Annotated in this window: 12 protein-coding genes; 7 read left to right on the forward strand and 5 right to left on the reverse strand. The window is 66.0% G+C overall.

Going from position 1 to position 13632, the window contains the following annotated elements:
* Positions 1-32 precede the first annotated feature (32 nt).
* The 3 genes from H8F01_RS03950 to grxC all read right to left on the reverse strand — a co-directional run bounded on the left by H8F01_RS03950 (position 33) and on the right by grxC (position 1914).
* On the reverse strand, positions 33-1046 hold the full coding sequence (locus H8F01_RS03950) for an isocitrate dehydrogenase (RefSeq protein WP_187057769.1): 1014 nt from the start codon (positions 1044-1046) through the stop codon (positions 33-35).
* A 200-nt stretch (positions 1047-1246) separates the two neighbouring features.
* On the reverse strand, positions 1247-1654 hold the full coding sequence (locus H8F01_RS03955; RefSeq protein WP_187057770.1) for a carboxymuconolactone decarboxylase family protein: 408 nt from the start codon (positions 1652-1654) through the stop codon (positions 1247-1249).
* The gene (gene grxC, locus H8F01_RS03960; RefSeq protein WP_187057771.1) at positions 1651-1914 is read right to left on the reverse strand and encodes a glutaredoxin 3; all 264 of its coding nucleotides are present in this window, start codon (positions 1912-1914) and stop codon (positions 1651-1653) included. The genes H8F01_RS03955 and grxC overlap by 4 nt, the downstream gene beginning before the upstream one ends.
* A gap of 255 nt (positions 1915-2169) precedes the next feature.
* On the opposite strand from grxC, the gene H8F01_RS03965 reads away from it, so the two are divergent.
* From H8F01_RS03965 to lpxH, 7 genes are all read left to right on the forward strand, one after another.
* Complete coding sequence (locus tag H8F01_RS03965) at positions 2170-3852, forward strand: M48 family metalloprotease (protein ID WP_187057772.1); 1683 nt, start codon at positions 2170-2172, stop codon at positions 3850-3852.
* 123 nt (positions 3853-3975) lie between these two features.
* Entirely contained in the window at positions 3976-4665 is a 690-nt protein-coding gene (phoB, locus tag H8F01_RS03970) for a phosphate regulon transcriptional regulator PhoB (protein ID WP_187057773.1), read from the forward strand.
* Positions 4666-4782: 117 nt separating this feature from the next.
* On the forward strand, positions 4783-6051 hold the full coding sequence (gene phoR / locus H8F01_RS03975) for a phosphate regulon sensor histidine kinase PhoR (RefSeq protein WP_187057774.1): 1269 nt from the start codon (positions 4783-4785) through the stop codon (positions 6049-6051).
* A gap of 109 nt (positions 6052-6160) precedes the next feature.
* Positions 6161-8263: a polyphosphate kinase 1 gene (ppk1, locus tag H8F01_RS03980; RefSeq protein WP_187057775.1), complete on the forward strand. Its 2103-nt coding sequence runs from the start codon at positions 6161-6163 to the stop codon at positions 8261-8263.
* Between the two features lie 79 nt (positions 8264-8342).
* Positions 8343-9860, forward strand: a complete 1518-nt coding sequence (locus tag H8F01_RS03985; protein WP_187057776.1) for a Ppx/GppA phosphatase family protein — start codon at positions 8343-8345, stop codon at positions 9858-9860.
* Positions 9861-9949: 89 nt separating this feature from the next.
* A complete protein-coding gene (locus H8F01_RS03990; RefSeq protein ID WP_187057777.1) occupies positions 9950-10633 on the forward strand; it encodes a peptidylprolyl isomerase in 684 nt (227 codons plus the stop codon).
* A gap of 6 nt (positions 10634-10639) precedes the next feature.
* Positions 10640-11368 (forward strand): UDP-2,3-diacylglucosamine diphosphatase, encoded by a 729-nt coding sequence (lpxH, locus tag H8F01_RS03995; protein WP_187057778.1) that lies wholly within the window; start codon positions 10640-10642, stop codon positions 11366-11368.
* Positions 11369-11418: 50 nt separating this feature from the next.
* Here lpxH and H8F01_RS04000 read toward each other — a convergent pair whose 3' ends face one another.
* Both H8F01_RS04000 and H8F01_RS04005 read right to left on the reverse strand, forming a co-directional pair.
* Positions 11419-12006 (reverse strand): hypothetical protein, encoded by a 588-nt coding sequence (locus H8F01_RS04000; protein ID WP_187057779.1) that lies wholly within the window; start codon positions 12004-12006, stop codon positions 11419-11421.
* Positions 12007-12181: 175 nt separating this feature from the next.
* Positions 12182-13387 carry a YXWGXW repeat-containing protein gene (locus H8F01_RS04005; protein ID WP_222615721.1) on the reverse strand — a complete coding sequence of 402 codons (1206 nt, stop codon included), beginning with the start codon at positions 13385-13387 and terminating at the stop codon, positions 12182-12184.
* Between the last annotated feature and the right edge of the window lie 245 nt (positions 13388-13632).

Raw genomic sequence — 13632 nt, forward strand, 5'->3', positions numbered from 1 at the left:
CGCAGAGAGGGGCTTTCGGGGTCTTGCTACGCTCAGGCCTTGACGCGCTTGACGATGGCGTCGCCAAAGCTGGACGTGGTGCCCTTGCCACCGATATCCGGCGTAACGCTGTCGCGGTCGTTGGTCATCACGTCGCGGATGGCCTGGCGAACCTTGTCGCCCTTGTCGACCATGCCCAGGTGATCGAGCATGTCGGCCGCGGCGAGCAGCAGCGCGCACGGGTTGGCGATGCCCTTGCCGGCGATGTCCGGTGCCGAACCGTGCACGGCTTCGAAAATGGCCGCCTCGGTACCAATGTTGTCGCCCGGGGCCAGACCCAGGCCGCCGACGAGACCGGCGCACAGGTCGGACAGGATGTCGCCGAACAGGTTGGTGGTGACGATGACGTCGAACTGCTCCGGCTTCATCACCAGCTGCATGCAGGCGTTGTCAACGATCATCTCGTTGAACTCGATCTGCGGGTATTCCTTGGCGATTTCGCGCGCCACATTGAGGAACAGGCCCGACGCGGTCTTGATGATGTTGGCCTTGTGCACGGCCGTCACCTTCTTGCGGCCCTTCTTCACGGCCAGTTCGAAGGCGTAGCGCACGATGCGGCTGGAGCCCTTGCGGGTGTTGCGCACCATCGAGATGGCGGTTTCGCCGTCTTCCGACACCGACTGTCCTTCGGACAGGTAGGCACCTTCGGTGTTCTCGCGCACCGTGATGATGTCGATGTTCTCGAAGCGCGCCTTGGTGCCCGGGAAGCTGATCGCCGGACGCACGTTGGCGTACAGGTCGAAGTGGCGACGCAGGGTGACGTTGATCGAGGTGAAGCCGCCGCCCACCGGAGTGGTCAGCGGGCCCTTCAGGGCCACCTTGTGCTTGGCGATGGCGTCGAGCGTGGGCTGCGGCAGCAGGTCACCGCTCTTTTCCAGCGCGACCATGCCGGCATCGACGAATTCGTAGGACAGGCCACAGTCCAGGGCATCGAGCACGCGCACGGTGGCGTTCATGATCTCGGGGCCGATACCGTCGCCCGGAATCACGGCAATGGTCTTGCTCATGGGGACACTCCTTGGGGATAAGAATCGAGCAACCCTGAGGTGGGGAACGACAGGGTTATAAATCCCGTCAATTATCCCCGATGAGCTGCAACGCGGCCATAGCAGAAGGCCGGACCGGCGTTGCAAATCCTCGCATGCAGCATTGAATAAACTCGCACGCGTCAACGGGACGGCAAGGAGTACCGCCCCGTTGCCCGGGTTCAGACGTGGCTGGCGTGGTCCGCCTCGGGCGTGGCGCCCTCGCCCGACTCCAGCTGGTCGAGGAAATCGACCGCGCGGCGCAGGTGCGGAATCACGATGGAACCGCCCACCACCAGGCCGACGCTGAAGGTTTCGAAAAATTCTTCGCGCGTGACGCCCGCTTCCTTGCACTGGGCCACGTGGTAGCTGATGCAGTCGTCGCAGCGCAGCACCATGGAGGCCACCAGACCGAGCAGCTCCTTGGTCTTCACGTCCAGGGCGCCGGGCTTGTAGGTCTGCGTATCGAGCGCGAAAAAGCGGCGGACGACCTGGTTGTCCTCCGAAAGGATGCGTTCGTTCATGCGCTGGCGGAAGGCGGTGAACTCGGCGATGCGGTCCTTGCTGCCCTGATCCTTGGTGTCGCTCATGCGTTGGTCTCCAGCAGTTCGGCCAGCTTGCCGCTGCGATCGGCGGCGACCAGGTCGTCGAAACCGCCCACGTGATGGTCGTTGATGAAAATCTGCGGCACGGTGCGACGACCGCCGCTACGGGCCAGCATCAGCTCACGCTGCGACGGGTCGGTATCGATGCGCACCTCGTTCCACTCCAGCCCCTTGGACTTGAGCAGGTTCTTGGCGGAAACGCAGTACGGACACACCGCAGTGGAATAGACCTCAATCTTGGGCACGACACACTCCGAAAAACGGGAAACCCTACGCGATCCCTACATGGGGGCCGCCGCGGGTGTAAACAACGGTGAAGACGGGTGAACCGACACCGTAAGCCGGTGTCAGTAATGGTATTGTCGCTGACCTGGGCATCCGGTTCCACGCCCCGCTCCGGGACAGATCGTTTCCCGCGATGGCGGCCGGGGGCCGCCCGCCCGGGTGGACCCACGAAAGCGAATCACATGACCAAAGCAACGTCTGCCGGCAGGAAGCCCATGAGTCGTTTCACCCCCACCCGCCTGCTGACGGCGCTGGTCTGCGCCGGTCTCACCTTCGGTGCGGCAGCGCAGGACAAGGACGTGCGCCTGCCTGACCTGGGCAGCTCCGCCAACGCCCTGATCTCGCCCCAGGAAGCCCAGGACTACGGCGCCGCCATGCTGCGCCAGATGCGCGCGCTGGACATGGTGCTGGACGACCCCATGCTGGACGACTACATCAACGACCTCGGCTATCGCCTGGTGTCGGGCAGCGAGAAGCCCAAGGACCACTTCTCGTTCTTCATCGTCCGTGAAAACGTGATCAACGCCTTCGCCGCCCCCGGCGGCTATATCGCGGTGAACTCCGGCCTGATCATCATCACCAACAACGAGAGCGAACTGGCCGGCGTGATCGCCCACGAAATCGGGCACATCACGCAGAACCACCTGCAGCGCGCCTTCGAGGCCTCCAAGAAGGACACGCCACTGATGGCGCTGGTCCTGCTCGGCGCGATCCTGGCCGGCGCGGGGGCGGGTGCGGGTGATGCGGCGGGCGCCATCCTGGCCGGCGGCCAGGGCCTGCTGATGCAGCGCCAGATCAACTTCACCCGCAAGGACGAGATCGAGGCCGACCGGGCCGGCATCCAGACGCTGGCCAATGCCGGTTTCGACCCCAATGCCATGGCCTCGTTCTTCGGCCGCATGGAAGACACCCTGCGCGTGGGTTCCGGCGGCGATATCGGCGACGTGCCATCGTTCCTGCAGGACCACCCGGTCACCCTGGACCGCATCAGCGATGCCAAGGCCCGCGCCGGCACGCTGATAGCGCGGCAGAAGCAGCGGCCGGATGGTTCCACACTGGACAAGGCTCAGTGGGAAAAAAGCACCGCGCCCATCGCCTTCGTGAAGGACGCCACCTCCATCGCATCGCGCGATGGCAAGGGTGGGCTGGATACCTACCTGTTGATGCGCGAACGGGTGCGCGTACTGTCCGGCGACGCGGGCCAGCTGGCTACCTACTACGCCAACAATCTGCAAACCGAACACGGCTTCGATACGCCCTCCAACCGCTATGGCTACGCACTGGCGCTGACCCGCAGCAATCGCGGCGCCAAGGCCATCGACGAACTGCAGCCCATGCTCACGGCGCACCCGGACAGCCAGATCGTCCGCCTGGCCATGGCCGATGCCAAGCTGCAGGCAGGTCACCGCGCCGAAGCGCTGGCCCTGTATGCCGAGCTCAACGGGCAATCCCCGCGCAATCGCGCCATCGCCATGGGCTATGCCAAGGCCCTGACCGACGGCGGCACGCAGGACGAAGCCAAGCAGGCGGCGGTGATGGTGATGCCCCTGCTGGACAACAACGACGAGCCGGAGCTCTATCGCACCTTCGCCCATGCCGCCGACAAGGCCGGCGACCCGATCCGCGCGGGCGAAGCCTATGCGGACGCCTCCTACCTCTCGGGCCGCCCGTTCGATGCCATGGAACAGCTCAAGCGGCTGCAGCAGCGCCCGGACCTGGACTACTACGCCCGTGCCCGCATCCAGGCCCGCATCAACGACCTGACCCCGCTGGTGATGGAGCTGCGCAAGCGCCACGTCCAGACCGACGACAACCCGGACGGCCGCACCCAGCAGCTGCAGAACCGGGAAAACTGCCAGGGTCGGCTGTGCTTCAGCGGCACCAATAACGCGCGCTGATTTCGCCCTACGACGAGACCGCCGGCACGCCGTCATGTTGTGACGGCGTGAAATGTCATCTGCGCGTAACATTAGACCGTTGCAATAATTGCGTCATAGCCCTCCCCCAGCGGACTTATACGCGTGCACAAGCGCATCCTGATTGTCGAAGACGAAGCATCGATCCGCGACATGGTCGCCTTCGCCCTGCGCAAGGCCGGCATGGACGCCATCCACGCCGCTGACGCGCGCGCGGCCCAACTGGCCATTGCCGAACAGGTCCCGGACCTCATCCTGCTTGACTGGATGCTGCCGGGCACCAGCGGCCTCGACCTTGCGCGCCGCCTGCGCAAGGAAGAGCTGAGCCGCGAAGTACCCATCATCATGCTCACCGCCCGCGGCGAAGAGATGGACCGCGTGAACGGCCTGGAAGCCGGCGTGGACGACTACGTCGTCAAGCCGTTCTCCACCCGTGAGCTGGTGGCCCGCATCAAGGCCGTGCTTCGCCGCAGCCAGGGCGACGACGGCTCGGGCATGGTGGAACTCGGCGGCCTGCGCATCGACGGCCCGGCGCACCGTGTGTTCGCAGGCGAAGACCCGGTGACCATCGGGCCGACGGAATACCGCCTGCTGTATTTCTTCATGACGCACCCCGAGCGCGTGTACTCGCGCGCGCAACTGCTCGACCATGTGTGGGGTGGCAGCGTGTACGTCGAGGAACGCACGGTGGACGTCCATATCCGTCGCCTGCGCAAGACGCTCGAACCGTGGAAGCTGGACGACATGGTGCAGACGGTGCGCGGCGCGGGTTACCGCTTCTCCGCCAGCGTCTGAGTGCCTGGCCGGCGTTCCTGAGGGATATGCCGGCCGGACTTCAAGTTCCTATTGCGGGAACGCAGGCTTTTGCCGATGCTGGCGCACCGCTGGCCCGGCAACTCAAGCGAATCTCCCATGCCAAACACCTTCGACCGCTCCTGGAAGCTGCCGGCCGCACTGGTCGCCGGACTGCTTGCGGGCGCGCTCGCCGGCTGGCTCGCGGGAGGCTTGTCGGCCATCGGTATTGCGCTGGTCGCCGTCGTTGAAATCGTCTTTCTACTGACCCGAATCCGTCATCAAGCAACGTTCATGATGACGCAGGATTCGTCGCCGACCACTCTCAAGTATGACCGCTTCATGACGCGTTCCCGCCGCATCGCTTCCAGTCTGCGCGACCTTCGCAGCGCCGCCGGCACCCTGCCGGATGCCGTGGTACTGCTTGATAACGAGCAGCACGTCCGCTGGTTCAACCATGCCGCCGAAGACCTGCTCGGGTTGCGTCGCCCGCAGGATCGCGGCGCGCACCTGGACGAACGCCTCAGCACCACCGAGCTCGCCACGTGGCTGAAGGAAGGTGCGCGCGAGCCGCTCAACGACGTGGCCGCGCCGGGTCATCCGAACCGCCACATCAACGTGACGCTGCTGCCGTTCGGCCGTCGCCAGCGCCTGCTATTGGCGCGCGACATCAGCCACCTCACCCGGCTGGAACAGATTCGCCGTGACTTCGTGGCCAACGTATCGCACGAGTTGCGCACGCCGCTCACCGTCATCCACGGCTACCTCGAACTGATCGATCCGGAAGACGTGCCGGAACTCGCACCGGTACTCAACGAGATGCGTGCACAGTCCAAGCGCATGGGCCAGATCGTCGAGGACCTGCTCACGCTGTCGCGTCTTGAAACGCAGGAGCACGTGCAGGACGAACGCGTGCAGATGACGCCGCTGCTCGCCACCATCCGCAAGGAGGCCGAAGCGCTGAGCCAGGGCCGCCACCAGGTCACGGTGGAGAGCAACGCCGAAGCCGACCTGCTCGGCTCGGTGAAGGACCTGCACAGCGCGTTCTCCAACCTGGTGAGCAACGCCGTGCGCTACACCCCCACGGGCGGGCGCATCACCATCCGCTGGCGTCGCACGTCCGAAGGCGCGGTCTACTCCGTCTCCGATACCGGCTACGGAATCCCGGCCACCCACCTTGCCCGCCTGACCGAGCGCTTCTATCGCGTATCGTCCAGCCGTTCGCGCGAAAGCGGCGGCACGGGCCTGGGGCTGTCCATCGTCAAGCACGTGCTGAACCTGCATCAGGCCCGCCTGGATATCCAGAGCGAGCCGGGCCAGGGCTCCACGTTCTCCTGCTGGTTCAGCAATGAACGCCTGCTCGCCCCCGGCACCGCCGACATCGAATGAGCACGATTGAAGCGCCCTTCGGGGTGCTTCCGGCAAGAAGCCTGAACGACCGTCACAGTACGCGGCAGTGCACCATGTAACAAATCGCGGTATCGGCCAGAATGCATGGATGCGTCGCAAGCCAGCCACCCCATCGCCCGTCCTCGACCGTGCCGCCCCCGAGCTCTACCTCAGCCGTGAGCTGGCGGCGCTCGAGTTCAATTTCCGCGTACTGGCGCAGGCTCGCGACCTGCGCATCCCGCTGCTGGAACGCCTGCGCTTCCTGAGCATCGTGGCGAACAACCTCGACGAGTTCTTCGAGGTTCGCGTAGCCATGCTCAAGCACCACCACATGTTCGGCTCCGCCGCACCCGGACCCGACGGGCTGTCGTCCGGCGATTTGCTCACGCGCATCCGCAAGCGCGTGCTGGACCTGGTCGACCAGCAGTACGACACCTGGCAGCACGAACTGCGCCCTGCTCTGGATGCCGAGAACATCCACTTCCTCACGCGCGACGACTGGACGCCGCTCCAGAAGCGCTGGCTGCAGGGCTATTTCGAAAACGAAGTGCTGCCCGTGCTGTCGCCGCTGGGACTGGACCCGGCGCACCCCTTCCCGCGCATCCTCAACAAGACACTGAACCTGGCCGTGGTGCTGAAGGGCCGCGATGCTTTCGGGCGCGAAGGCCACATGGCGCTGGTGCGTGCTCCGCGCTCGCTGCCACGCATCATCCGCTTGCCGGACGAGGTGTGCGACGGCGGTGATCACTACATCTTCCTGGCCGAGCTGCTGCAGGGCTTCGTCGACCTGATGTTCCCCGGCTTCAAGGTGGCCGGCTCGTACCAGTTCCGCGTCACGCGCAACAGCGAGCTAATGGTGGAAGAAGCCGAAGTGGACAACCTTGCCCGTGCGCTCAGCGAAGAGCTGATCGGCCGCGGCTACGCGCGCCCGGTGCGGCTGGAGATCGGCAACGATTGCCCCAAGGCCATCGTCGCCATGCTGATCGCCAACTTCGAGCTGGAAGAAACGGACGTCTATCGCTGCGACGGCCCGGTGAACATCATCCGCGCCGGCACCATTTATGACGGCCTGGATCGCCCGGAGCTGAAGTTCCCCCGTTTCATCCCGCAGCTACCGGCAGCCTTCAACGGCACTCTCTGCAAATTCGACGTGCTGCGCCAGCGCGACGTGCTGCTGCACCACCCCTACGAATCCTTTGCCGCGGTGATCGACCTGCTGCGCCAGGCCTCGCAGGACCCGGCCGTACTTGCCATCAAGCAGACGCTTTACCGGGCCGGCGTGGACACGCCATTGGTGGACCTGCTGGTGGAAGCCGCCCGCAACGGCAAGGACGTCACGGTGGTGATCGAGCTGCGCGCGCGGTTCGACGAAGAGGCGAACATCCGGCTGGCCACCCGCCTGCAGGAAGCCGGCGTACAGGTGGTCTATGGCGTGGTCGGCTACAAGACACACGCCAAAATGCTGCTGATCGTGCGCCGCGAAGACGAGGTGCTGCGCCGCTACGTGCATCTGTCCACCGGCAACTACCACCAGTCGAACAGCCGCAGCTACACCGATATCGGCCTGATGACCTCAAACCCTGGCGTGGGCGAGGACCTGCACAAGATCTTCCAGCAGCTCTCGGGCCTGGGCCCGGTGATCGAGCTGAAACACCTGTTGCATTCGCCCTTCACCCTCTATCGCGGGGTGCTGGAAAAGATCGAGCGCGAGACCGCGCACGCGGAAGCGGGCCGGCCTGCGCGCATCGTCGCCAAGCTCAATGCGCTCAACGAGGCGCAGGTGATCCAGGCCCTGTACCGCGCCTCGCAGGCCGGTGTGGAGATCGACCTGATCGTGCGCGGCGCATGCACGCTGCGCCCGGGTGTGCCCGGGGTATCCGATCGCATCCGCGTGCGCTCCATCGTGGGGCGCTTCCTCGAGCACAGCCGCGTCTACTGGTTCGGCAACGATGGCGCGCCCGAGCTGTACTGCGCCAGCGCGGACTGGATGGAGCGCAACCTGAAGCGCCGTATCGAGGTGGCCTTTCCCATCCTCGATGAGGCACTTGCCGCGCGCGTCTACGAGGAAACGCTGGCCAATTACCTGGCCGACAACACCGAAGCCTGGCTGCTGGACGACAGCGGCCACTACACCCGCGCCGAGCCCGGTGAACAGCCACCGCACAGCGCGCAGCAGTGGCTGCTGGCGAAACTGATACCCAGCGTGGTGTAGCCACGCTGCAAATCCGCGCTACTCGCCCCCGTCCTCGCGTGAGAGAATCCACGTCTAGCAGCCCGGAACGAGCCCCCGCATGAGCCAAGGCGATCAGATCCAGATCAAGGACGGCGAACTGATTGCTGCCGTCGACATGGGCTCCAACAGCTACCACATGGTGGTGGCCCGCGTAGAACACGGCGAACCCCGCGTGATCGACCGCCTGCGCGAAACCGTGCGCATGGCCGCGGGCCTGCGTGCCGACGGCACGCTGGATGCGGAGCATCGCGCCCGCGCGCTCAACTGCCTGGCCCGTTTCGGGCAGCGCATTGCCGGCGTGCCCTCCATCCGCGTGCGCGCCGTGGCCACCAACACCGTGCGCCGACTGGCCTCGCCACAGACCTTCCTCACCGCCGCAGAAACCGCGCTGGGCCACCCGGTGGAAATCGTCTCCGGCCGCGAAGAAGGCCGACTGATCTTCCTCGGCGCCTCGCACGACCTGCCCGCCTCGCGCGAAAGCCGCCTGGTGATCGACGTGGGCGGTGGCAGTACCGAGTTCATCATCGGCCGCGGTTTCGCGCCGATGCACACGGAAAGCGTGCAGGCCGGCTGCATTGCCTCCACGCTGCGCTTCTTCCCCGGCGGCAAGCTCAACCGCAAGCGCTGGCAGCGCGCCAACAACGAAATCGGCGTGCTGCTGCAACAGTTTTCCGAGGACTACCGCGAATCGGGCTGGATGGAGGCCTACGGCTCCTCCGGCACGGCCAAGGCCATCGGCTCGGTGGTGCAGGCCATGAAGCTTTCCGACGATGGCATTACGCCCGCGTCGCTGGCAGCGCTGCGCGATGCGCTGCTGGCCCAGGGACAGATCAATGCCCTGAAGCTCCCCGGCCTGGGTGAAGACCGTGCACCGGTGATTGCCGGCGGCGTGGCCATTTTCGAAGCCGCTTTCGAAGCGCTGGGCATCGAACGCCTTCGCGTGTGCGCCAGCTCGATGCGCGAAGGCCTGCTGTGGGATCTGCTTGGTCGTGCCGGCGGCAGCGATCCGCGCACCGCCAGCATCGACGCACTGGCCAACCGCTATGGCGTGGATCGCGCCCAGGCACGTCGCGTGGAATCGACCGCGCTGATGTTCTTCGACCAGATCGCCCGCATCTGGAAGCTGGACGCCGAGGCGCGCGAATGGCTCTCCTGGTCGGCTCGCGTGCACGAAATCGGCCTGGCCATCGCCCACAGCCAGCACCATCACCACGGCGCCTACATCCTGCGCCATGCCGACCTGGCCGGCTTCTCGCGGCAGGAACAGCAGCTGCTGGCAGCCATCGTGGAGTCACACCGGCGCAAGCCGGACAAGGCCACCTTCCTGGCGCTGCCGCAGCGCTATCGCCTGCTGGCCCGCTACATCACCGCCCTGCTCCGCCTGGCCGTACTGTTCCGTCGCGCGCGTCGCGCCGAATCGCTGCCACCGATGCAGCTGGCCGCCACCAGCCAGCGCATGCGCCTGACGGTGCCCTCGTCCTGGCTGGACCAGCACCCGCTCAGCGAGGCCGACCTGGAACAGGAGCAGGCCCCCATGAACGAGCTGGGGCTGCTGCTGGAAGTCCATCCTTCCTGACCTTCACCGGTACGGCCGCCGTGCCGCCCCGGCCAAGAAACCGCTATGCCGCGTATGATGTCCTGATGCCACACGCCGCCCGACCTGCCATGACCCGACTCCTGCTCGCCGCGCTCCTCCTGCTGCCATCGTCCGCCCTGCTCGCCCAGGCCAAGCCTGCCGCGACGACACCCGCTGCCACGGCACACCCGGAGGTCGTGCTGCATACCTCGCAGGGCGACATCACGCTGGAGCTGTATCCGGACAAGGCGCCCAAGAGCGTCGCCAACTTCCTGCAGTACGTACGCGACGGTTTCTACAGCGGCACGGTGTTCCATCGCGCCATTCCCGGGTACCTCGTGCAGGGCGGCCTTTACACCCGCGACCTGCAGGCCAAGCGCACGCGCTCGGCCATTCCCAGCGAAGCGGACAACGGCCTCTCCAACCTGCGCGGCACCGTCGCCGTGGCGCGCGGCGCGGATCCCAATTCCGGCACGGCGCAGTTCTTCTTCAACCTGGTCGACAACCGCCGCCTCGATTTCGTGGGCAACCAGAGCGGCCTGACCTGGGGTTATGCCGTGTTCGGCAAGGTCATCAAGGGCATGGACGTGGTCGACAAGATGGCCGCGCTGCCCACGCGCGGCCTCGGTCCGTTCGCCGGTGACGTACCCAATCCGCTGGTGGTGATCGACAGCGCCACCGTCGTGGGCGAAGAGCCCGCGGCCGCACCGGCTGCCGCTCCGCAGCAGCCGACCGCCGAACCGGCCAAGAAGGCTGGCGGCAAGAAGGGCTGAGGCACGATGGCAACGCTGTTCATTTCCGACCTGCACCTGGACGACAGTCGTCCCGGCATCACGCAGCTGTTCGAGGCGTTCCTTGCCAGCGACGAAGCGCGCGCCGCCGATGCCGTGTACATCCTCGGTGACCTGGTGGAAGCATGGGTCGGCGACGATGACGACGCCGAACTGCCGGGCCGCATCGCACACGCCACCCGGGCGCTCGGCGAACACGGGGTGCCGGTGTATTTCATCGTGGGCAACCGCGACTTCCTGATCGGCAAGGCTTTCGCCGAACGCGCCGGCCTGACCCTGCTCGACGACGGCACCGTGCACGAGCTGTACGGCCGCCCGACCCTGCTGATGCACGGCGACGTGCTGTGCACCGATGATGTCGCCTATCAGGCGCTGCGCACGCAGGTGCGCTCGCCCGCGTGGCAGGCGCAGGTGCTGGCTCTTCCGCTGGAAGCCCGTCGCGCGCTCGCCGCCAAGGCACGCGCGGAGAGCAAGGCCCACACCAGCAGCACCATGGAAACCATCATGGACGTCAACGCCGCAGCCGTGGCCGACGCCATGCACAAGGCCGGCGTCACGCGACTGATTCATGGCCACACCCATCGCCCGGCCATCCACCGGTTCGAGCTGGATGGACAGCCCGCCGAACGCATCGTGCTGGGCGACTGGTACGAACAGGGCTCGGTGTTGCGCGTCACGCCGGATGGCGTGGAGCTGCAGGGCCTTGCCCTGTCTTGATGGACGTCGATCACCCGCCGCGTGCGACGGGTGATCTTAGGCAGACGCGATCAGTGTGACTGCAGCGCGTTGTGGAAACCCTGGCTGTTGAGCAGGCTGTTGCTCAGCTTCAACACGGCATTGGACAAGGTCTCGTAGTAGTTGTCCGCCTTGTACGACCGACCGAAATTGGTCGCACCGCCACCCGCTACGCCCTGCCACAACACCTTGCCCGCCTTGTCGGTCATCGTCACGTAGACGGTGATGTTGCCGACGTACTGGTCGGTCTCGTTGACGAAGAAGTCGCGGATCTCGCCGGACACGACGACATCACCGCCCGTGTCGACCACGTCGAGGCCCGCCTTGCCGAAGGTTTCCTTCACGTGATCGGTCAGGAACGCCGCCACGTTGTCCTTCGTGGTGACCTGGCGCACCGGATCCTTCTCGTGGTTCTCGGCAATCAGTGCGGGATTCTTGCGGGCATCCGTGAACCCGTTGAACTGCACTTTCACGTTGCCGATGCCGTTGAGGTCGATGGCACCGAACTCGGCGAAACTCTGCGTCGGCGACCACACCAGCGGAATGTCACTCAGGCTCTTGGAAGCCATGGCACTGCCGGACGCGGCCAGCAGCGCTGCGAACACAAGACGCTTCAACATCGATCTCCCCCTTTCCATGTTTCGATGATGGTGCAGGCGGATGCGCCTGCATCCGCGCGGCCCGTAACCGGGCTGCCGGGCATTCTAGTCGAGGACGTGGCGCCACCGCCCCAGAAAAAACCGGCTGCACAAGGTGCAGCCGGCGTTCTTCCTTGCAAGCGCCCGATGGAAGCGATCAGCGGTGTTCGTCGGGCCCGCTGTGATGCGGCGCCTGTGCGTGCGGCTGAGGCTGCGCATGCTGCTGGGGCTGCGGATGCGGTGCCGGCGCCGGGCGAGGTGCCTGTTGCGCGTGATACTGCGGAGCCTGTGCGTGGTACTGCGGCGTCGGCGCGCGGTTCTGGGGCGCCTGGACAGCCCGCGATTCGTGCGCGGCGTAGGACGGCTGCGGCGCACTTTCCGCGCGATAGCCGCCGCCCGGAGTGGGCGTTTCACGCGTATAACCGGCATGGCCTGCCGACGGCGCACCTTCATTCGGGCGCCCGCCATTCGGGCCATGGGAAGCCCCGTTCGCGTGCGGCGCGAAACCCGACGAATGCAGGGCCATGTTGTCGCGCGGCTGCTGCACCGGCGCATTGGCGCGCTGGGCATTCATCGCCGCGGGCGTCGGCTGGCCCGTCGCGCCGCGCGTCGGGCCTTCGCCCGCGCCATTGAACGCACCGGCACGCGGTGTGGCCGCCACCGCCGGCGCGCCGTGATTGAACGACGCGCGCATGCCCTGATTCTGGCTGGCCATGGTGCGCTGCTGCTCCTGCGCCGCCACCGGACCGGCGTGGCGCTCGCGCGCGAAGCCCTGCTCCTGCGCCGTCGGTCGCGCGGCAATGCCGCCCTGTCCGCCGTTGAAGCTCGTGCGGTTGACGTTGACGTTGTTCACCACCGTGCGGTTGTAGACGTTGGTGATGTGCACGTTCTCGATGTGGTTCACCGAGCGGTTGTAGTAGAACGAACCGCCGCGCCAGTAACCGCCTGCATAGCCGACACCGCCATAGCCGTAGCCGTAGTTGATGCCGCCGTAGAAGCCCACGTGCGCACCCCAGTAGCCGCCATGGAACACATACACGCCACCGGCCCAGCCCCAGTAACCCGGGGTCCACAGCGCGCCGACGTAGGGCGGCATCACCCAGGTGCCCGGAACCCAATAATAGCCGTCACCATCCCAGGCCCAGTAGCCCGGCACCCAGATGTAGCCCGGCGCGGGAATCGCAGGCTGCGCGTATACCGGCAGCGGCGGCGGTGCGATGCCCACCGAGATGCCGACGGACACGCTGGCGTTTGCACTCCACGGAAACGCCGCCGTGGTAGCCAGCGCCATCGCGACGACCATGGAGCGCAGCAGGCCGCGATGCAGCAAAGCCCCGCGGCGATCAGATTGGATCCTCACCATAACGCCTCTCCCGTGAAGTGGGTCCTCGGTCAAGGTAACGCGGGAGTTGCCTTGCCGTCGTACGCCATGGAGCGCCACGGGTTCGGCGGGATTCAGCAGCTTGGCTGGTGAGTGAATGGTTTCTTGCGTGGTTCTGTCGATGAAGTGCGCGTTATGACTTGGTATGGACCAGGCGTGAAGCGAATGCGTGGAGTCTGGTAAGCACCTGGCCCTTTGGGCGAATCGGGATTTGTGCACGCGAGAGC

Origin of the sequence: Dyella telluris, assembly GCF_014297575.1 — a bacterium.
Lineage (GTDB): Bacteria > Pseudomonadota > Gammaproteobacteria > Xanthomonadales > Rhodanobacteraceae > Dyella > Dyella telluris.